Below are 21,122 nucleotides of genomic sequence, written 5' to 3' on the forward strand. Positions count from 1 at the left end.
GTTCAACCGCCGACCCTGCCGGGATGACGTGCCGTCAACGCGCCATCGAGCACGATCATGTCCTCCTGGCCCGCAAAGGGCGCGGCGAGCCCTGCGAGCGAGATGTCGCGAAGCGCGGGATCGATGGTTCGCGACGGCACGAACCGAACGTCGTTCCATGCTTCGGCCCCGAAGGCCGCGATATAGTCGGCGGGGCGCAGCCGGTTCGGCTGTCCGGGAAAGCGGAACAGCCGGTAGATCGCCTCGGGATAGCGATAGATGTTGTTGGGGTCGTGCTCGCGAATCCAGCGCGAATGCGTCTGCAGGTCGATGATATGGATCGCCGCGCAGCCCGGCCGGGCCACCTGGGTGAGGCCGGCAACGGCATCGGGAACGCTGTCATAGTGCTCAAACGCCGCGCAGCTCACGATCAAATCGAAAGTCCGCCCCTCGGCGAGGCGCGGAATGTCGAAGTCTCGCCCGACGGCATAGCCGAAATCGCGGGAGCCGGACGTCGACGCGATGGTGCGTGCGCGCTGGCGATCCGCCGCGGTGCCTTCGGTGAAGCGATCAAGCAGCACCTCGTAGAACACGGGATCTTCGTCGCCGGCGAGGTTGAACACGTCGATGGCGTGATAGGACCGCGCCCCCATCGCGAGAAACAGCACGCCATTGCCGCGCGATGCGCCGGGACTGAGCTCCAGCACGTCGCGCCCGCGCAGATCGAGCTCCGGCGGCATGAAGCGGCGAAGCGAGCCGAAGATGTCGAGCAGATAGGCGATCTGGCCCTCGACGTCGAATTTCGACACGGTGTTCGGCGTGGCGTAACCACGCAGCTTGTCCTTGCTCCAGGCAAGGCCGAGGAAGCCGAGCCCGAGCACCGTCATTTCGAGCTGCCGCAGGGCTGGCGTCATTGTCCGCCTCCGAATCCGAGATGGTTCTTGAGATCGGCACCGCCGCGCTGCGCATGGCCGGGTTTCCAGGCGGCCAGCGCGCTCTCATAGACCTCGATGGTACGGTCGACGATCGGGTCCCAGCCGAAGCAATCGAGCGCGCGCGCGGCACGCTCGCCGCGTTCCGGCGCGCTGTCGGGCGCGGCGAGCTTCTGCCGGATGGCGGCCGCAAGCGCATCGAGGTTGCCCAGCGGAAAGTAGCTGTCCGGCCCGAGATCGAGCGCGAGATTGGCGTCGATGTCGCTTGCGAGACAAGGCACGCCGTGGCTCAGCGCCTCGAGCAGCACCATCGGCATGCCTTCATGGCTCGACGGAAGGACGAACAGCGCCGCGTTGCGGTAGAGCTGGGCAAGGCTCTCGCCGGACTGGAAGCCGGTCATCACCACGCCCGGCGTCGCTGCGGCTGCCTGCTCGACCGCATGCAGATAGCCGCTATTGTGATCGGCCGTGCCGACGATGATCAGCTTCCTGTCGGGATCGCCCAACCGCGCGAAGGCGCCGATCAGATCGAGTTGCCGCTTCTCCTCGACGATCCGGCCGACGCACAGGATGTAGCGGTTCGGGGCCACCTCGATATAGTCGAGATAGGAGGTGCCGAGCCGCGGAACGCTGCGCTCCACACCGTTCGGAATGAAGGTCGCCGCAACCCCGAGCCTGGCACGGACCGAGTCGACGATGCCCTTTGCCACGCCGATCCGTGCATGCGCAAACTTCATTCCCATCCATTCACCGATGCGCAGCACCGACTTCGCCATCCACCCCCATTTCTGGCGTTCGTAATCGAAACCGTGATGCGTCACCACGACACGAAGGCCGAGCAGGCGGGCAAGCGGCGTGAGCAGCGCCGGCCCGATGGCGTGAATATGAACGAGATCGGGATCGCGCCGGGCGGCGGCAAACAATGCCAGGGTGGTATGCAGCAGCGCTTCGACGTTCTTTGAGCGCGGCGTCCAGACCGGCGTCACGGTGACGTTCTTCCAGACGTACGGCTCCGGCGATGGAAGGTACGGCTTGCGCCCGAGCACTTCGACCTGCCAGCCGCGCTGCGCGATGCGCACCGCGAGCGCGGCAACATGGGTTTCGACCCCGCCCTGGATCTCGGGGATGCCGCGCAGCCCGAGGAAGATCACCTTTCTCGGAGGTCGGTCCGCTCCACCGGCTGGTATCAACGTGTACATCAGTGCACCACCGTCTCGTACAGCGCCATCGTACGGTCGCGATATTTCTCGGGAGAGAATTCCCGCAGCACCCAGTCACGGCCCGCCGCCCCGAGCCTGTTTCGCCCTGACCGGGGGAGCTTCGCCATGCTGGCCAAGGCTTCGGCCAGCATGCCGACATTGCCCGGCGCCACCAGCACGCCGGTCTTGTTGTGAACGATGAGCTCCGGAATGCCGCCGATCCGCGTCCCGATCACCGGACGTCCGAGCGCGTAGGCCTCGAGCACACTGATCGGCGCGTTCTCGTACCATTCGGAAGCGAGCACCAGGGCGCGCGATTCTCCGATCAGCTGCTTCAGCTCGGGCTTGGCCATGTGACCCGCGAAGACAATGTCGGCGTCGAGATCGAAGGCCAGCTGACGCAAGGCCGCCTCTTCGGGGCCGGTGCCGGCCAGAACCAGCCGCTGGTGCGCGAGCGCGGCGGCACGCACCAGCGTGCCGAGCCCCTTCTCCGGCGCAAGCCGGCCGGCATAGACGAAGTAGTCTCCCTCGTGACACCAGGGCGTGAATTGCTCCGCATCGACGAAATTCGGGATGTAAGCGATGCGGCTCGCGTCCCAACCCCACTCCACCAGCTTGTCGCGGTAGAAGCGGCTCGGCGCGATCAGGCAGTCGAGCGTGTCACGATAAAGGCCGAAGCTCCGGTGAACCAGGGTCTCGAGAAAGACGAGCCCGCTCACCACGGCGGAATCCTTGACGCAGCGGCGCAGCAGGAGGTTGTGGATCCGTCCACCGCGACAACGCTCGCAGACCTTGCCCTGGCTCAGCATCTTGTAGGCCGGACAGGCAATCTTGAGATCATGCGCCGTCATCACAACGGGCACGCCTTCGGCCTTGAGGACGTCGAAGATCGAAGGCGAGATGTGATGGTAGACGTTGTGGGCGTGCGCCACCGACGGCTGCATGCGGCGGATCAAGGCGCGGATCTTGCGGCGCGCCTCCAGCGAGAAGATGATCTTGGCCGCCTGCCTGGCTTTTGTGATCGGCCCAAGGGTCCGGCCATATTCGATCTCGGACACGAAATAGTCGGACCACGGGCTCGGCAGATTGTCGGGATGCTCCATCGCGAACGGCACGACATTCCAGCCGGCCGCGGCGAACAGATCGATCTGGTCAAGGAACACGCTCTCGGCGCCGCCGCGCCGGTAGAAGTAATTGTTAATGGCCAGCAGCCGGCGCTCGCTCGTCATCGCTCACCCTCCCGGAGTCTCATGCGGTCTAGCGCAGCATCGACCGTCAGCACACAGCAGCCCCGCGCGACCGCATATGCGACCAGCCGCTCGAAGGCGGCGGGTGTGCAGCCATAGGGCGTCGGGCTCGGCGCGATGTCGTGCGTGAAGAAGATCAGCCAGCCCGGCTTTGCGACCGCCGCGTCGATCCAGCGCGTCAGTCCCGCCACATGCGTCTCGGGCTGGCGAATCTCGACGGCATTGAGGAAGGTCGGGTCAGTCGGCCCGCGGTTGATCGCTTCACCGCCTGCGCGGCAGGTCCGGTACGCATGAGCCAGTATCGGCCGCTTGCCGAGGCAGCCGGAATTGTAGGGATAGGCGAAGTTGCGCCGGCCGGGGCGTGGATCGACCGTGTCGAGATAGCGCGCATTGTCCGCGAGATCAGCCACGAAGACCGAGCGATCGAGATGCCTGATATCCCGATGGCCATAGGTATGGCAGCCGATCTCGTGACCGCGCGCGGCGAGCTCCCTGCAGCCCGCGGCATCGATCAGGGTACGATCCGGCTCGACGCGCCCTTCGAGGCCGCCGGAGATATAGAAGGTGCCGCGCACGCCACGCGCTTCCAGGATCGCCGCGCCGACGCGGAGCGCGGAATCGGGAACATCGTCGAAGGTGAAGGAGATGGTGGGTTTCCGGGTCGGCACCTGGATGACCTGCCGTGGCGTCGCACGGATCAACCTGTTGATCAGACGACCGGCGAGCCGATCAATCGTCGCTGGCAGACGGGACGCGCCTTCCGACAAGCGCAATACGATGGCGGGGCTATGCATGGGCCGGCTCCCCGACACGCATCACGGCTTCCGACTCGCGAATCTCGTGCGCGCCGGCCTGCAGACGAAGGCCGAAGATCGAGACGATCACCATGAACCAGACAAGACTGCCGGACTGGAAGTACAGGCTCTCGACGCAGGCCGAGAACACGCCGTAGAGCCAAATCCGGGTAAAGAGACGGGTCAGCGCCGGATCATTGTCGCGCATGTCTGCCTGCGATACGTCGCGCAGCGGCAGCCAGACCAGCAGCGCCAAAGTGAGCATGAGACCCGGGATGCCGGTCGTGATCGCCGCGTCGAGATAGGCGTTATGGGCGTTGAAGGCGCCGACCGCCCAGCTCGCACCGCCACCCGCCTTGTAGACCATCTCGTCGGTCTGCCAGAACAATTGGAAGCCGTAGCCGGTCAGCGGCCTGTCCGCGACGGCGGAGGCACCGACGCGCCAGATGTCGATGCGGTTGGTGAAGGTCGGGTCGATCCCGAGGCTTGCGACCAGCTCCCGCATTGCAGGCGAGATCGAGCACCCGATCGTGATGACGTTGAAGGCCGCAATCCCCATAAACACCATCGGGACGCGGATCGCCCGCCACCGCTCGAAGATCCCGGCGATCACGAGAATGCCCGGCAGCGCCGCGGTCGACGACTTGCCGCCGGTCTGGGTCAGGAACACGACCGCGAGCAGCGTGATCGCGCTGCCCATCATGCGACGCCCGGTGCTGTACAAATAGAGCCCGGCGAAGCTGATGATCACCATCGCCGCCGCCGCGACGTTCTTGTGCGCGAAGTGGCCGCGCCACAGCCCGGCATTCATCGGCTCACGCACCTCGCTCGCCTGATGGATCGCAAGCTGCGGCCACAAGGCGACGCCGATATAGGCGAACGCCAGCGTGCCGATACAGCACATCGACAGCATGCCGGCGAACTGACGCTCCGAACGCGGCAGCAGCAGGAAGATGCCGGCATTGACGATCGTCAGCGTCGCCAGCACGACACGCTTCAGCGCAAGGTCGGGATGCGCCGAAATCGCGGAGACGAACGCAAACCACAGCAGCGTCATAATCAGGACGCCGCGCGGACGCACCGCAAGACGGCGCACCGGTGAGCTGATGGCGGTCAGCCACAAGCTTGCGGTCAGGCCGAGGAAGACGATCTGATTGACGGTGTTCGACTTGTCGGCAGCGGGATCGCCCGAATTGGCCGCAGACAGGTCGATGAACGGCGTCAGCGTGATCAGGTAGAACAACAGCGTCACGACGAACAGCGGCGGTCCCAGAACGCCGATCGTTCCACCCTCGCGGATATCGCCTGATGCCATCATGTCACCCTGCCCCTGGTAAGTCGAAACGCGCGGAGATAGCCGAAGCCGGCGAGCGCCGCTGCGCAAAGCAGCAAGCCCAGCGCAGCACCTGCGGCAGCGGCAATGATGGGACGAGGTGGCCAGGTCGGCCGCATCGGCGCGACGGCGGGCGAGATCACGCGGACGTCGGTCGCATCGATCTGCTGCCGCTCGGCGGCCTCGCCGGAGCGCGTCAGGAACGTCTGGTACAGCGCGGTCTTGGCGCTAGCTTCGCGCTCTAGTTCGCGTAGCTTCACCTGGGCCTGGTCGTCGACCGAGACATTGCCGCGCAAGGTGCGGGTTTCCTCGTTTAGCGTATCGAGCGCCACCTTGGCCTGATCGACCTCGAAGCGGGCGGCACTGCGCAGCCGCTCGGTTTCGGACTTGATCGCCTTGGTCAGCGCGTCGGATTCGGCCATCGCATTCAGCATGGCGGGATGGCGCGGACCGAGCGTCTGGGTCAGGGTCGCGATCTGCCGGCGCAGGGCAGCCTCGTCGGCGAGCAGGCCCGACAGGGTCTGTGATTGCACCGCGCCTGCCTGCACGCCGTAGAGCGACACGGCGCGCGAGACCTCGTTGTAGCGGGCCTCCGCCTCGGCGAGCCGCGCCTTCGCGTCGGTCAGCTTTCCGTTCATCCGCTCCATGGCTTCGGAGCTCAGCGGCTGTCCGGACGGACCTTGCTGCAGGCCGTGGGCACGGCGGAAGGCTTCGGTGCGGTCTTCCGCCTCGGCCGCCGCGGCCTTGAGCTCGCCCAGCCGCGCCGCCAGCCCCTGCGCCGCGCGGCCGGCCCGCTCGGCGTCGGCGCGGACGACCTCTTCCCGGAACGTGGTGGCGATGGAGTTCGCAAGCCGTGCCGACATCGCAGGTTCGCTCGCCCAAACCGACATCGTCACGACGTAGGAACGCTCCTGCCGCGTCACGTTGATGCGCTTGGCGAGCAAGGCCATCAGATCGCTGCGTTCGGCGGAATCGGATGCGTGGCGATCGAACAGCCAGCTGAGATCGAACAGGCGCATCTTGTCGGCGAATTCCGGATCGTTCCTGAGGCCGAGCTTGTCGATGACGCGGCGCAGGACATTTCCGGAGGTGATCGTCCGCATCTTGCTTTCGACATCGAGGATCTGGCTGTCGGGCTGGATGTTCGTCGCGTAGAGATCGTTCGGAGTGACCAGCAGGTTCGACGGCGAGATCGTGAGGTCCATGATCGCGGTGAACCGGGGTGTCAGCAGCTGCGTCGCACCGACGCCTGCGATCGCGCCGGCGAGAACCGCAACCAGAATCCACCGCCGGCCCTGCAACAGCCAGCCGGCGACCTGCATCGCGCTGATGGCGGCTCCAGGCGCCGCCACGCTTGCGCTCGCCATGCGATAGGCGACATCGCTTCGCTGCGACCTGCTGTTATCGGTTGCTGTGTACATGTCAGCTGATTTCACTGGAGGGCACGCCAGCGGCAGGAATGCCGCCTAGTTGCAGCTGGACGCGCCGGTGCGCGCGGAAACAATGCCGCCGTTATTCAACGCGACCGGCACAGAGCTCGATCCGTTGATCGTGTCGCCATGCAACACGCGCCCATTGATGGGTCTCTTGACGTTCAGAGCGGCGATCGGGGCCAAATCGTTCATGACGACCTCCATGTCCTGTCCCAAGCTGTCATTTCGCTCGGCTTGGCCCACTATCCCCCTCTCGCAAACTGAAACAACTTTAAGTAGCGTTTAGAGTTAGGCGTTAGCGTTAACCTTACTATCCATTAATTGGATAGCAGCATTGGCTGATTATGGAGCCATAAAAGCTGATGCCCGACGGTGAACTTATGGGAAACTCGCTATCAACCTTTAATTGAATTACTGATCGCATCGCTTTCGCTAGCAACACGCGGGCACATTGTGCACGCAACCCTCTTGCCGCGCTCGCTGTTTCGCTACCTCGTGGCTTCGATGACGCCACAGACCGCCTGGATCGTTACGCGAGCGAGCAGCACTTCGATCGGGATCGCGAGATGCAACCGAAGATACGAATGTCCCTGCTCAACGCGCGCGGCCTTAAACATCGGCACGAGAGAGATGTCTGCATTCACGATAATGGAGGAATCATTCGCACGCCGAGGCGTCGGCGACGATCGCACCTCCGCATTTGGCGCCGACGTTAACGTCAATTTCGAACGGCGCGCTGCGCGTGATACGAAGTGCACGCGAGCCTGATAGGATGCGCTGTGGGGATCGACCGCCAAACAGAGGCCGTTGGATCATTGCGACACTTCAGCGCCGTTAGCCGGATATTCTCGACCACCACGCCGATGATCGTCAGCTATCTGCTGTCGAGCGGATCGCTGGCGGCGGCGAGCCTTGCGCAGCTTGTGACGTTTGCGATCCTGGCGCGCGCGCTCGGGCCGGCCGAGTTTGGCCCGTTCGTGCAGATATCGGCCGTGACCGCGATCGCAGTTCAGATCTGCGGCCTCGGTGCCTCCGACTGTCTGCTGCGCAGGGTCGCGCGCGTGCCCGCGAGTTATCCTGAGCTGCTCGGCCACAACATTCTCCTGATCGGCCTCAGCGGCGCAGTGCTCGTACTCGGCGGCGTCGCGGCAATGGCGTCATGGACCCGCATGGTCTCCGGTCCTTCGATCGCCATCTCGACCGTCACGCTGCTGTTCCTCGGCAACGTCGTGCTGGTCCGGGTGATCCTTCTGGTCGAGACGGCGTTCCTCGGCCTCGGCCGGGTTCGCTCGGCAAATCGCTCGGTCGTCGGTTTCGCGACCGCGCGCACCACCACCGCCGCACTTGCCTGCATCGTGTTCCACACCTCGAGCCTTGCGGAATGGGCCGTCTGGCAGTTCTGCGGCCACCTGCTCTACACGCTGATCGGACTGATGTGGTTGCGGCCGCTTGGCCGGCCGCGGTTCAGGATCCTGCACGAGGAATTGCGCTCCGGCGTTCTATTCAGCTCGCAGTTCGTGGTTCGGGCGATCCGATCCAACGTCGACCTGTTCGTGATCGGCCTGTTCATGCCGATCGAAACGGTCGGCAGCTACGGCGTGGCCCGGCGCATCATGGACAGCAGCTATCTGTCGATCGACGCCTTCAACCGACTGATCTATCCGCGCTTCGCACGCGCCAGCCGCGACGGCCTGCATCTGGCGCTGCCCGCGGCAAAACGTGCTTTGGTCGCGGCGCTCGGCCTCGGCGTTGCGACATTCCTTGTCCTGTTCGCGGTGGCGCCCGAATTGCCACGGCTGTTTGGTCGCGAGTACCACGATCTCGCATTCTTCGTGCGCTGCCTGTCCGGCACGGTTGTCCTGATCGGCGCCTGGGCGGTCGCAATGGACTTGTTGGGGGCATCGGGCCGGCAGGGCGTGCGTGCATTGATCCTGAACAGCACCAACCTCGCAGGCAGCGGCCTGATCGCCGCAGCGACGTGGCTCGCCGCCCCGATCGGGACCTTCATTGCGCTCTACGTGATCGAAGGATCCCTCGTCGTCTACGCCTGGCTGGTTCTGCTGCGGCTCGCGCGCCGCAGCCGCCAGAATGCAGACGACACCATCGCGACCGCCACAGTTTCAGGGAATGTCCTGGACGACGCGGCTGTCGATCCAGGCAGCCGGAGCCTTGCGGCCGTGGAAGAAGCCGAGCGGTAACGCCGCTGCGTGGAACAGCCACGCGACGACGGCGTAGAGACCGAGCGTAAGGCTGCGCTGGCGCAGGCTCATCAGCCCGATGACGCCGGCAATCATGGCAACGTCGATCGCAAGCCCCAGTCCGGACGGCGATACGAGGAACGGCAGCACGACCATCGTGGCCAGCCACAGATAGACTGCGCCCCACAGCTTCAGTTCAGGCAATTCCTGGACCAGTTGCTTCCATTGCGGCTTGCCGAACGCCGCGCGCAACAGTTCGCCGATCCCGCGCAGATAGCCCGACTTCCAGCGACGCAGCAGCAGCGCGTAGGCGTTGATCGCATGTCCGAAATGCCGGACGAAACTGCGGTCGAGACGGTGGAGCGTCCAGCCGCGGGCCCGCAGTCGCACGCCGAGGTCGAACTCCTCGTAGCCATGCAGATTGCGGTCCGACAGATATCCGACCTGCTCGATGGCCGCCCGCCGATAGAGGCCGCCGCCGTTCATGCGGTCGATTTCCCCGGTCCGGTTCTCCGGCGAGATCCTGCGGCCGCGCCGGACATATTCAAGGCTGGTGTCATTCATCTCCACGACATGCCCCGTCACACCCGCTGCACCCGGGTTGGCCGCGAGATAGGCGATCGCGTCGGGCAGGAAGGCCGGATCGAGCAGCATGTCGCCGTCCATCAGGCAGATGAACGGCTCGCGGCTGTACTGGAAGCCGAGTTGCGGACCGATGCCGCAGCTCGGCGCGATCGCAGGTTCAAGCTGAACGATGCGGACCGGAAAATTCGCCGCGACGGCGAGCGTATGATCGCGCGAACCGCCGTCGGCCACGATAACCTCGCCGCCGATGCCTTCGAGCGCAGCCAGCACGCTCTCGATCGCCGGCCCGATCCGCGCCTCCTCGTTGAGTGCCTTGAGAATGACCGACACTGCCATCGCGTTGTCTTCACCTCAGCGAAAATCACACATGAGCCGGCTCCAGTCCTCGCCGGCGAGGCCACCGATGTAGATATCACCGCGTGCGACTGCGTCGCTCACCTCGGGAATCCGAGTCAGCGCCATCGCGAAAGCCCTGTGCCGGAAGACAAGCCAGCGTTGCAGCGCGAGCCCGGGCATCAGGGCAGGCTGCGCACGGCCGCGGGCTTCGACATGGCCGGTGCTTTCGAGGTGACGGAACATCGCGCCCAGCACGGCGATCTCCCGGCCGGGAAGCGACAGGATGTTGAGAACATGCGCGGTCCGCCCCGGTGCCGCATAATAGACGAAGGCGCCGATCAGCCCGCCGGCACGATCTTCGACCGATCGGATGGTGAATGCGCCGAGCCTGGTGTTCTGCGCCGCCAGGACGACCAGCCAACCGAGCTCGTCTTCCGACCACAAGGGCCGCACCGCATAATGGGCGATCAACCGCGGCGCGTGCGCGAGAAAGGCCGAGACGGACATATCGGTCACGTTCGCACCGGCAGGTTGCTGCGCGTCGTCGCCGACGCGCAAGCGGCTCAGCAGCGCGTCAACCGGGCGGACCAGCATTGCGAGACCCGGATCGTTTCGGCGCAAGAACCGCAGCGAAAATCGTCCGGCGAGCGTCCCCAGAGGACGGAAGCAACGCGACCACTCAAGGTTCTGCACGGGAATGGGTTTCCCGCCGATGGCCGACATATGATTGGCGCTGGTCGGCGACGCGCTGTCGCAAAACGAGAAATCGGCGCGCTTGGGCCGCAGGGCAAGGATCAGCTGCGCCGCGCCGGCGGCCTCCTTGTTGGCGTCGGTCATGAAGACGCCGAGCAGCCGGCCGGGTACGACGTTGCCGCAAGCGATGAAATGCATGGGGACGGCAAGCAGCGCGCTGCGTATACGCCCATCCTGCTGCTGGTAGACTTGCGTGCCGGTCGTCGCATTGTAGGATGGCGAGCCTAGGGTCAACGCCTGCAGATAGTCATGCAGGTCGGAGTCCGCAGGCTTGTCGGCCCCCCGGAAGATCTTTAGGAAAAGTCGGGCAACTGCAGGCACGTCCGCAGCCGTCATAGGCCGGACGGCGCCCTTGCGCGGAGCGCGCCTATCGACAGGCGTTTGCAGCTCGCCTTCCGTCATCTAACGCTCGGGATTGGCGGATACGACTCCGCGTCACGTGGATCCGCAGTACGGAGAGATGTACACGACGCTGAGTTCAACATGCTTCGCCACTCAATATTCTGCGCAATCGTAACGACGTCGTCAGCCGCCGGTATCTAGGTTCTTTAGATCTCGACGACCTCGGCTCTTGACGGCCGACCTCATGGTGTGAACCAGCGGTCATCGGACTCATGCGACAACGCAGAAATATCCGTCCGATAGCGCCAACCGAGCGCGATCCGCTGCGGCAGTGGAGCGAGCCTCCAACTTCGCGCAGAATCGGTCAAGCGCTTCAGCTTGTAAGGGTTAAGATGCAGACAGCGTTAACGCTGCGAGATCGGGCGTGACCGCCCCGATGCGCATCGTTCCCGGATCGTTAGGAGTCAGATCAGTGCGCTGAAATTCACTTCGGCGACATCACAGGAGCGGGACCCGGTTCGATCGGAGTGAGGCAGCTCTTCCGTATTTGGCCAAAGGCAGGCGATTTATGGCTATGACCGAAAGCATCAACCGCCCGACTGACTAGATGTGTATCGCGGCGCCTGATTGCGTGAGCATCTCGATAGCGCCAAGACAGGCGAGACTTCGTTCGCTCGATCTCAAAATCCCGGCTGAAGGCGGTCAACACGGCCCGCGTCGCCCAGCAAGTCGACAATCGCCAGCAATGTCACGTGAACCGCGCCCGCTCATCTCGATCAGGCAGCAGGACCACGAGCTCTTCGCGACTCTAGACGGCAGCTTTATCCGCTCGGACCAGTTGATCGGCGCAATAGCCAAGGTCCACTATCTCTAATGCCTCATGCCGTCGTCGGTCAGTACATCGAGACCGCATATAACTGCCTTTGAGATCCCGAGATAGGCGACATCTTCCTCAATGAGGAGACATTTTGCGAAGCTGTCGCTCGCCTCAAACTGAAGGGTCGTTTGCGAGTGACGGAGACACGACCGCGATAGCGAATACAATGGCGAGCGGAAGCCTGGTCATTTTGGGGGCTCCTTGCCAAGTGACATGAGCTAATCCAGAGGCACTTTGGTCATCACAATTCTTCCATGAATCCGGTCCCATTATAGGCCGAAAGGCGTCGGGCTTCGCGGGTTTGTCTAGATCGGTCTTACTTGGGGCGCTGCAACTGATCGCATTCAAATGTCACGCCGAGCCGGCGCTCGAGGCGCCAGGCGACGACGCAGCGCCTCCGGATCGGCTCGCTTTCGATCTTGAGCTCGAATGCGAACGGAATCGGCTCGTCGCTTTCGACGGCGAGCCCGGCGCCGCCGGTCGACATGTTGAGCACGACGCATCCGATGCTGGTGTCCCCGGAGCAGATCGTTCCGCGCTTCATCAGCACGATTCGCCGGCTGTCGGTTTTGTACCGCGTCAGTTTTGTGTTCACCGCAATCTCCCGCCCCGATACGAGTCCGTCGTTCCCTGGTTGACCAGCACACTGTCGCAACGAATACCCATGACCCTCAGATTGGCCTGCCCGATGCTCACTCCGAGCGTTGCGAGCAGGGAGGCCAGGATCTGATCGACTGGAGAGGTCACGTCGTTCAGGATGCCGGAAGCCGTCGCGCCGAGCCCAGGTATGGGGACCCCAAGCGGGCTGACGTTGACATTCAGCGCCAGGTTGCCCAGCAGGCACGACATTAGTGACGAGGTGAAATTGGTCGTCGTCACCGTCTTCATCATCAACGATTGAATCTCGCTGTAACTGAAGTTCACGCTTGTCAGGGCGGTGTTGCCCATACAGGTATTCGCGAGCCCGGTGACCGTGATCGCGCCGAGATTGACCAACGTCGCTGGCGGCGGGTTCGGCGCGGTGGCGAAGTTGGTCATGTTGACCCGAGTGACGGCGCCGATCCATGCATTGACGATCCCCGGCGTGGCGCCCAGCGTGACCTGCGAGGTGTTGATGTTCGGATAGCCGCAGGACACCGCATTGAGCGTCGCCGTGCTCGAGGCGACCTCCACATAGACCGGCAGGTTGATGGTGGAGACGCTGCCGCTGCCGAGCACCTGGATTGTCGCCAGAAGCCTGGTCCGGACGCTCGCGCCCTCGCTGCCGAGTGCCACCCAGCTCGACCCGACCGGCCGTTTACCTGCGGTGGCGAGCTTGGTCAGGTTGGCGATGCCGGGCAAGCCGAGATTGACCGCGGTCACGATCTGATTCGAGCCGTTGGCGATCTGCGCGACGGTGGACAAGAGATCGAACAGCGTCACAGTGGCGCTCAGCTTCGGCTTCTGTCCGACCGTGAGGTTGGCAAGCGGGCCGACGTCGATCAATGAACCGGGAGCGATCTTGGTCGTGAGGCTGCTCACGGCCTGCGAAACCGTCGACAGTGCAGTCGTCGCGGAGTTCACGCCGCTGGTGCTCTGTTGCGCGGCAAGTGCCGCCGCGATGATATCCGGAACCTTGATGTTGCTCATCAGCAGGGTGTTGTAGGTCACGCCGGTCATGTTGACCCGCGTCGCCAGCGCCGAGAGGAAATCCAGCGCGTCGATGTTCGCACCGAGCAGGGCATTATGGTCCATCACCGACAGCGACAGCGCCGTGCACGGCGTTGAGCAGGCCGCCATTGAGCGAAAGCAACCGCGACCAAATCGGAAACGATGCCATTTCGGTTGACGCCGCGGTGGCCGTCGTCCGGTTCGTGAAGCTGCGATAACGCGCGAAGCAAAGCGGCGTCTGTGTGTTCAGCGTGACCCGTGCGGCGTCGGAGGTGCCAACTGCCGGCGTCACGAACCGGGATTGCGGCGCGATGGCGCTGTTCGCCGTGTATGTTCCGGTCGCGAGCTCGCCCAGCGCGCTGGCTGGATAGTTGTTTTGCGTGACGGTTGCGGCATTGACAGGATCGTTGAGGCTGCTGGCGGCGATGATCGCGGCGAGGTCCGCCGTGCTCTGCGTCTTTCGTGTGTCGGCGAAGATCGTGCCGAGATCGACCGCAAGCCCAGCGCAGCCGACGACGAGGGTCATCAGGCCCGCGCCCATGATGGCGAAGTTGCCGCGGCGATCGGCGCGGAAACGCCGCAACAGCATCAGTATCGCGGACATTCTAGAACTCTCCGTACTGGATCGCCGCCGAGCGGACGATCGTGGCCGATGGGGCGGGCACGAAGGGCAGCTTGTGGATGAAGTTACCAGCCGCGTTGTAGTTCACGGTCACGACGTAGACGTTTGCGTTCGACGGTGACGACGCAGCGCTGACCGAGAGATTGCCGGAAACCAGCAGCGGGTAGGTTGAGGCATTCGCCGCGACGTAGTTTGTTGCCAGGCTGCTGCGTTCGCTGTCGGTTATTCCGGCAATCGATGAACGTGCCGCCTCGGCGGCAAGCTGCTGAACGCCGTGCACCATCGCCAGATACGAGCCGAACACGACGATGCCGAATATGAAGGCGAGAAACAGCAGTAACAGCAGAGCAAAGTCGACGGCTGATGCGCCGCTTCGACAGCGGAAGAACCTGAACATCGCACACCTCGCAGCTCTAAGCGGTCCGCATCGTTGCGAGGCTTTGATTAAGGAAAACTATGAGAACGCTTTCGCGAATTAGCGCCAGTGATCGGCGCAGACCGCAGCGACACACTTGATGGACGCGCAGCGTCTTATGGGGGGATCAAAAAATTTGATGCGTAACCCGTGGAAAATCAGCACGCATCGGCCAATGTGCCCGCCCGCAATGCACGTAACGATGCATATGAGACGATATCTCCACAAATTGAATCTAGTGGCCACCACAACCATTCGTTAGCATTGCTGAACGACATTATGTGGGGGGCGCTGTTGCGTCCCGTGCTGAGATTGGAGGGCTCGCGATGCACAGACCGCGTCAATACTTGAATATTCCGACTGAGGTTGTTCGAACTGTCGTTGCTATTGCTGAAACTGGAAGCCTATCGAAGGCTGGCGAGCGGCTTGGCCTGAGTCAGCCGGCGATAAGCTCGCAGGTCAAGCGCTTGCAAGGTCTGATTGGCGGTACGCTCTTCGTCAGAACGGCGAACGGAACGACGACCACCGAACTCGGCAAGGTCGCCGTTCAGCAGGCGAGGCGCATTCTCGAAGCGAACGATCAACTGCTGCGACTCGGCGGCAACAATGAAGGTCCGCAGCCGCTGCGGCTCGGGATCAGCACGATGCTGGCCGAAGAATTCCTCAAGCTGCAGCCGGTCGACGCGCTCGCCGACATCCTGATTCACGCCGACATGTCGCCGGCCATCATCAGGGGACTGATCGACGGCTACATCGATATTGCCTTTGTCTACGGTAACCCATCGCTCGAAGCTGAAGACGAAGTCACCATCGCCAATGAGGTCGACGAGCGTTCGATGTGGGTGCGGTCGCGGGATTTCGTCCTCCGGCCAGGTGCGCCAATCCCGATCCTGACGTGTCCGGGCGACGACTGGATGATCCGTACGCTGACCAAGCACAACATTTCGTACAAGATCGTATTCCGAAGCCCGAACCAGCAGCTGCGGCTGGAGGCTGCGCGGGCCGGGTACGGCTTGACGGCGTGTCCCGCGCGTATGATCCCGTCTTTCCTCATTTCGGCCAAGGATTACTACCTGCCGGAACTGCCGCCTCGCAAGCGCTTGCTCTACGTGCGCCCGGGCCTCGAAGGAAGCCGTGCGACGGCGCTGGTGCAGCGGTTGTCCAGCCTGTTCTTCAGCGGCACGAAGTCGATACGCCAGGTGAGCAATTGTCAATCGACGTCCGGATTGAACCCCGCGGCAACATGAGGAAGTGCCCCTTGTTGTTTTGCTGAACTGACGCAAGCCACTCGCGAAGCGCGCCTCTAAAAGGTGCGACCCTTGTTGCGAAATTGTCGAACCGGCAACACAAGCGCCTCCACGGAGGCATTCCTGTCGGCCGGCCCTATCGCCGTGAAGGGCTTCCTTGCCGTGATGGACAAGATGCTGACCAATGAGGACCGGCAATTCGTCGAAAGTTAAACTCTCGCTCCAATCCATCATGGGCAAGTTTGAGCTAGCTCCAGCAACCGATCTCCAATTAGATCCAATCAAAGGCAGTGCATCCCACCAATGACTGAACAGAAGACCGCACTCTCCTCCCTGCCCGCGGACGACACCGCTGCATGTGCAGACAAAGGAGAGGGTCTTGCTCGCGGCGAAGAACCGCCTCGATGCCGGTAAGCTAAGATCTCTTAAGACATACTAACATTCAGAATTCGTGATCCGATTCCGAACGGTGCGCCACTCGGAACAACACAACGAACGTTTATGTAATTGAAATTACTGAATAATTATCGCTCGACCGATTCAGGGGATTGAAGAATGCACGCTTGGCCTTCCGGACGCGGGCTCAACTGTCCGCGTCGGGATCGACGGCGGCTTCCATGACACGCTCAGAACGGCGCGCCTCGGTAAGCACACACCTGTCGAGGTCGCTTTCTGGTAGGTTTTGTTCCGCTATATTCCTTATATGGAAAGAAGCATCGGGATGCAGGACGCGTCTTCGGGGGTGTCGTTCGGTGGCGCCGAGCGGCGGCACCTTTCGGTGGTATTTTGCGATTTGGTCGGCTCGACCGCCTTGTCCACCCAGCTCGATCCCGAGGAACTGGCGGATCTGATCGGCCAGTATCAACGCGTCTGCACCGACGCGATCCAGAGCTTTGAGGGCTTCGTAGCGCGCTATCTCGGCGATGGCGTTCTGGCCTATTTCGGCTATCCACGGGCCCATGAGGACGACCCGGAGCGAGCCGTCCATGCGGCGCTGGAGGTCGTCGAGACCGTGGGAAAGCTGGTGTCGAGGGGGAAGCCGCTGCAGGTTCGCGTCGGGATCGCGAGCGGCCAGGTCGTCGTCGGGCAGATCGGCCGCCAATCGCACGACGTCACCGGTGAGACCGCTAATCTCGCGGCGCGGCTGCAGAGCGTCGCCCGCTCCAATCAGGTGATCATCTCAGAGGCGACCCATCTGCTGGTGGGTAATTCGTTCGAGTGCACGGCGCTCGACCCGATCGAGCTCGCGGGCTTTCCGCGCGCCGTCAATACCTGGCGGGTGATCGGCCGGCGCGAACATCTCGACCGGTTCGACCTGCGCCGTGCTGCCGGGCTCACGCCCTATGTCAATCATGTTCCCGAACTCGCGGCGCTCGAGCACGCGTGGCGCCGGACCGAGGCGCATCAGGGCCAGGTGGTGGTGCTATCGGGCGAGGCCGGCATCGGGAAATCGCGGCTCTTGCAGGAATTCAATGAAAGGATCGCGAGCGCGACCGCTATCCGCATCCGCTGGCATGGCTCGCCGTATCTGCAAAACAGCCCGTTGTGGCCGGTGATCCAGTATTTCCAGTCCGCGGCGGGCTTCAAGCCGGACGATGATGCGACAGTCAAGCGCGAGAAGCTCGGCGCGCTGCTGGCAAGTGGTCCTGCATTGCCGGCCATGTCGGCAGCGGCAATCGCGGCCACTCTGTCGCTGCCGCCTGCCGACGCCGACCCGCGGCTTGATCCCGATCCCCAACAGCGCAAGCGCGCCACCTTCGCTGCGAAAGCCGACTGGATCGCGCAGCACTGCGCACGAGGCCCCGTGGTGCTGGCCTGCGAGGATCTGCATTGGTTCGACCCGACCACCCGCGAACTGCTCGACCAGCTGATCGAGCAAGCCGCAAGGCTGTCGCTGATGCTAATCCTGACCCAGCGCCCGGAGTTCGAACCGCCACGAGGGGACGGCCCCCACATCACCCGGATCAATCTCGGGCGACTGCACCAAGAGGACTCGCTGGCGATCGCCGAGCATCTGGTGGCTCATCAGCAGATGCCGGCGGAATTACTGCACCGAATCGTTGCCCGCGGCGACGGCATTCCGCTGTTCATCGAGGAACTCACCAAGACGGCGTCGGAGGCCGGCTTCGACGAGCGCACAACATCGGCGACCATCCCGGTAACACTGCAGGATTCCCTGGTCGCGCGATTGGACCGCCTGCCCGGAGCCAAGGAAGTCGCCCAGGTCGGGGCCGCCATCGGCCGGGAATTCTCGTTGACCCTGCTCCACGCCGTGCTGGGGCAGCCCTCGCAGGAGGAAGTGCGCGACAGACTCGACCAATTGGTCAGGGCCGACCTGCTGCACATGCGCACCGAGCAGGCCGATCGCATCTTCGTGTTCCGGCACGCGCTGCTGCAGGATGCGGCCTATGAGACGCTGTTGTGGTCGCGCCGTCGCGAGATTCACGAGCGGATCGCCGATGCGCTTGAGCGACTGTTTCCCGACATCCACGACAACCAGCCCGAAGTGCTGGCCCAGCATTGGGACCGGGCCGGCAGGGCGCGGATAGCGATCAGCCACTGGGAGCGTGCGGCCGATCGCGCCATCGAGCGTTCGGCCTCCACGGAGGCCAGCGCACATCTGGGCCGCGCTTTGCATCTGATCGAAGGCCTACCCGAGGATGCGGCGCGGGATGCCCTCGAACTGCCGATCGTGCTCAAGCATGGCGCCGTGATGCGGGCGATCCAGGGACCCCATGGCGAAGGCGCGGGACAATCGTTCGAGCGCGCCCGCGAGTTGAGCCGGCGCACCGGCGACAGGCAGGCGCTGATCCAGGCCCTCGCCGGGTTGTTCGGGTATCATCTGGTCGGTGCCCGCAACGAGGCCACCGGTGAGATCGCCCGCGAGTTGCTCGCGATGGCCGAAACGAGCGGTGACCGGTTTTCCCTGGTGCTCGGCCATCGCGCGGTCGGAATGCTCGCGTTGCACACCGGCGAACCAATAAAGGCCCGCGTCCATCTCGAACGCGCCATGAGCTTGTACGACGCCGAGGCGGACGGCCCGCTGGCCTTCGTTTATGGGACAGACCACGGGCAAACGATTTCGAGCTTCCTCGCCATGACCCTGTGGGTACTGGGTCTGCCCGATGCAGCGATTGCGCAGGAGGGTTGGGGCATAGCACACGGCACGCGCCTCAATCACCGCTACAGCTTGGCGCAGACCGAGATGTTCCGGATTATTCGCAGCGCGTTCGCGCGCGACTGGGATGCTGTGGCCAAGATCGCGAAGCAGACCTACGACGTCGGCATCCGGAATTCGTTCGGACTTCCGACCCAGATGGCGCAATTCCACCTGGCCTTCTGCCGGACGGTGCACGGGGACAGGGACCCCGAGGTGCTGGACACTATGCAGGCCGTGCTGCAGACCCGCCACGGCACCAATTATTATCCGCTCTATCTGCTGATGACGGCCGAGGCGCTGGCCACGTGCGGCAACCTCGCCGAAGCGATCGAGACGATCGTCAAGGCGAGAGAGGTCGCCCTATCGACGGGTGAACGGCTGCTCGCGCCGGAGCTGTTGCGCTTTCAGGCCACGCTGCTGCGCGACAGCAACGTGGCAGAGGCCGAAGCGCTGCTCCGCGCCGCGCTCGCCGAGGCTCGCCAGCAGAGCGCGCGCGGCTGGGAGCTGCGCGCCGCTGTCAGCCTTGCCGATCTGCTAGCGGCAACCGGACGCAAAGCGGAGGCGCGTGACATCGTCGCTGCCGTCCGCGCGGCGTTCAATCAGGGCGCCACGACGCCCGACTTGCGGATGGCGGACGAACTGTTGGCATCACTGGACCGGTAGGTGAGCTGTCGTCGTCAATCAGTACATCGTGACGGACTAGCCAGTCGAGCAGCGCACGTGCGGTCGCCTCGGGCATCATCGAACCCCACCGCGCCAGAATGTCTGGGACGCGATACACATGCTCGATCGACGTGATCGCGCCGGACAGGGCGATGCCTTCCGCGAAGGCGGTGGGTTCGCCCAACCGGGGATGGATCAGCGCCGGGCGCCGCCGCACGATGTCCCCCTCGATCGCGGGATGATCGACCAGATGCGCGTCGGGGGATAGCCGCACGCGCGACGGCAAGGTTCGGCGGCCGGGCTCAATGCCGGCCGATGTCCGGCGGGCGCCGACCCGCTCGTGCCAGAACGGCGAAGCCCCGCTCCCCGTCTCGGCGTAGAAAGCGGCCGATGTCTCGCGATGCCGCGTTGCAATCGCGTGCGTCGCATGGCGATAGAATTCGACGGCGGCCTCGCGATCGCCGCCGGTCAAGATCGTATTGGCCACCACACTGCCCTGCAGGGCTGAGCGAACCGCGCTCTGCACGCCCTGCGACGACAACGGATCCATTGCCAAACACCGATCTCCGATCCTGATCATGTTTCGCGTCACGGGCTCGATCCCCACCCGGCAACTCGCATCGCGCGCGCGAACCGGATCGATCAAGACTCCCGCATCGCATCCCGAAAACAGCTTCGCGCCGCGCAAGATCGCGCGGTAGCGCGCCTCGCGCGACGCGGGACTCAAGCCAGTGCAATCGGCCGTCCGCTGGAAAACCTGGACGACCAACGAGCCGTCGGCGAGCGGCGCGCCCCAGAGCCAGGCGTCGTCGGCCGCTTCGATGCGCATTTGAGGCTGCTCCGCTAACGCGACGCCGCGCCAACGCGCGCACAGCGCGACCGTCGCGGCACCAAGCGGCCGACTGCCGGCCGCGCGGCGCCCTCGTGCGTCGACGAGGAAACGGGCCGCGACCCGCACAATGCCCGCACCGGTTTCGACCTCGAGATCCCAGCCCTCGGGTGTTTCGTCTCGCCGACGCAACCGCGCCGGACACATGACATCGACGCCTGCCTCAGCCGCAATGTCGACGAGCGCCGGATCGAACCGGCCGCGGTCGACCATGACCACGCTGGTCGACCGTGCCGTCGCGTCGCCATCACCCCATCTCTGCACGATCTCGTCGCAGCGCAGCGCGTCCCGCTCGGCTACAGCGGAGCCGAAGCCAAGCTGGTGCAGAAGACGCAGCGTCGTCACCGGCAACGCTTCGCCGACGACCGGACGCAGCGGTCCGCGGGCTTCAATCAGACAGGTATGAAAGCCCATCCGGCGGAGCTGCCGCGCAGAGATCGCGCCGGCCGGTCCGCCGCCAATCACGGC

At 64.0% G+C, this 21,122-nt stretch carries 17 protein-coding genes; 3 read left to right on the top strand and 14 right to left on the bottom strand.

What is annotated here, in order from left to right; translation table 11 throughout:
• Positions 1–2 precede the first annotated feature (2 nt).
• From QDT69_RS04970 to QDT69_RS05000, 7 genes are all read right to left on the bottom strand, one after another.
• A complete protein-coding gene (locus QDT69_RS04970; RefSeq protein WP_279705514.1) occupies positions 3–893 on the bottom strand; it encodes a hypothetical protein in 891 nt (296 codons plus the stop codon).
• On the bottom strand, positions 890–2,062 hold the full coding sequence (locus QDT69_RS04975; protein ID WP_279705515.1) for a glycosyltransferase family 4 protein: 1,173 nt from the start codon (positions 2,060–2,062) through the stop codon (positions 890–892). Before QDT69_RS04975 ends, QDT69_RS04970 begins: the two co-directional genes overlap by 4 nt.
• Positions 2,063–2,109: 47 nt before the next feature.
• A complete protein-coding gene (locus tag QDT69_RS04980; protein ID WP_279705516.1) occupies positions 2,110–3,339 on the bottom strand; it encodes a glycosyltransferase family 4 protein in 1,230 nt (409 codons plus the stop codon).
• Positions 3,336–4,151: a polysaccharide deacetylase family protein gene (locus QDT69_RS04985; RefSeq protein WP_279705517.1), complete on the bottom strand. Its 816-nt coding sequence runs from the start codon at positions 4,149–4,151 to the stop codon at positions 3,336–3,338. Before QDT69_RS04985 ends, QDT69_RS04980 begins: the two co-directional genes overlap by 4 nt.
• Positions 4,144–5,469 (bottom strand): O-antigen ligase, encoded by a 1,326-nt coding sequence (locus QDT69_RS04990; protein ID WP_279705518.1) that lies wholly within the window; start codon positions 5,467–5,469, stop codon positions 4,144–4,146. Before QDT69_RS04990 ends, QDT69_RS04985 begins: the two co-directional genes overlap by 8 nt.
• Positions 5,466–6,836: a GumC family protein gene (locus QDT69_RS04995; protein ID WP_279705519.1), complete on the bottom strand. Its 1,371-nt coding sequence runs from the start codon at positions 6,834–6,836 to the stop codon at positions 5,466–5,468. The genes QDT69_RS04990 and QDT69_RS04995 overlap by 4 nt, the downstream gene beginning before the upstream one ends.
• Before the next feature lie 114 nt (positions 6,837–6,950).
• A complete protein-coding gene (locus QDT69_RS05000; protein WP_279705520.1) occupies positions 6,951–7,109 on the bottom strand; it encodes a hypothetical protein in 159 nt (52 codons plus the stop codon).
• A gap of 623 nt (positions 7,110–7,732) precedes the next feature.
• On the opposite strand from QDT69_RS05000, the gene QDT69_RS05005 reads away from it, so the two are divergent.
• On the top strand, positions 7,733–9,115 hold the full coding sequence (locus QDT69_RS05005) for a lipopolysaccharide biosynthesis protein (protein ID WP_279705521.1): 1,383 nt from the start codon (positions 7,733–7,735) through the stop codon (positions 9,113–9,115).
• Here the strand turns inward: QDT69_RS05005 and QDT69_RS05010 are convergent.
• The 6 genes from QDT69_RS05010 to QDT69_RS05035 form a co-directional block, all read right to left on the bottom strand.
• Positions 9,038–10,036, bottom strand: coding sequence for a glycosyltransferase family 2 protein (locus QDT69_RS05010; protein WP_279705522.1), 999 nt, complete (start codon positions 10,034–10,036; stop codon positions 9,038–9,040). The two genes, QDT69_RS05005 and QDT69_RS05010, sit on opposite strands and share 78 nt — an antisense overlap.
• Before the next feature lie 15 nt (positions 10,037–10,051).
• On the bottom strand, positions 10,052–11,191 hold the full coding sequence (locus tag QDT69_RS05015) for a GNAT family N-acetyltransferase (RefSeq protein ID WP_279705523.1): 1,140 nt from the start codon (positions 11,189–11,191) through the stop codon (positions 10,052–10,054).
• Between the two features lie 1,133 nt (positions 11,192–12,324).
• Positions 12,325–12,603, bottom strand: a complete 279-nt coding sequence (locus tag QDT69_RS05020; RefSeq protein WP_279705524.1) for a PilZ domain-containing protein — start codon at positions 12,601–12,603, stop codon at positions 12,325–12,327.
• Positions 12,600–13,667, bottom strand: a complete 1,068-nt coding sequence (locus tag QDT69_RS05025; protein ID WP_279705525.1) for a hypothetical protein — start codon at positions 13,665–13,667, stop codon at positions 12,600–12,602. Before QDT69_RS05025 ends, QDT69_RS05020 begins: the two co-directional genes overlap by 4 nt.
• A gap of 64 nt (positions 13,668–13,731) precedes the next feature.
• Complete coding sequence (locus tag QDT69_RS05030; protein ID WP_279705526.1) at positions 13,732–14,262, bottom strand: pilus assembly protein TadG-related protein; 531 nt, start codon at positions 14,260–14,262, stop codon at positions 13,732–13,734.
• A gap of 1 nt (position 14,263) precedes the next feature.
• Positions 14,264–14,677 carry a TadE/TadG family type IV pilus assembly protein gene (locus QDT69_RS05035; RefSeq protein WP_279705527.1) on the bottom strand — a complete coding sequence of 138 codons (414 nt, stop codon included), beginning with the start codon at positions 14,675–14,677 and terminating at the stop codon, positions 14,264–14,266.
• Between the two features lie 344 nt (positions 14,678–15,021).
• On the opposite strand from QDT69_RS05035, the gene QDT69_RS05040 reads away from it, so the two are divergent.
• The gene (locus QDT69_RS05040) at positions 15,022–15,942 is read left to right on the top strand and encodes a LysR family transcriptional regulator (RefSeq protein ID WP_279705528.1); all 921 of its coding nucleotides are present in this window, start codon (positions 15,022–15,024) and stop codon (positions 15,940–15,942) included.
• 721 nt (positions 15,943–16,663) lie between these two features.
• Positions 16,664–19,765: an adenylate/guanylate cyclase domain-containing protein gene (locus QDT69_RS05045; protein ID WP_279705529.1), complete on the top strand. Its 3,102-nt coding sequence runs from the start codon at positions 16,664–16,666 to the stop codon at positions 19,763–19,765.
• On the opposite strand, the gene QDT69_RS05050 is transcribed toward QDT69_RS05045, so the two are convergent.
• Positions 19,698–21,119: an FAD-dependent monooxygenase gene (locus QDT69_RS05050; protein WP_279705530.1), complete on the bottom strand. Its 1,422-nt coding sequence runs from the start codon at positions 21,117–21,119 to the stop codon at positions 19,698–19,700. The genes QDT69_RS05045 and QDT69_RS05050 overlap by 68 nt on opposite strands.
• Between the last annotated feature and the right edge of the window lie 3 nt (positions 21,120–21,122).

The organism is Bradyrhizobium sp. CER78 (genome assembly GCF_029846235.1).
Taxonomy (GTDB): Bacteria; Pseudomonadota; Alphaproteobacteria; order Rhizobiales; family Xanthobacteraceae; genus Bradyrhizobium.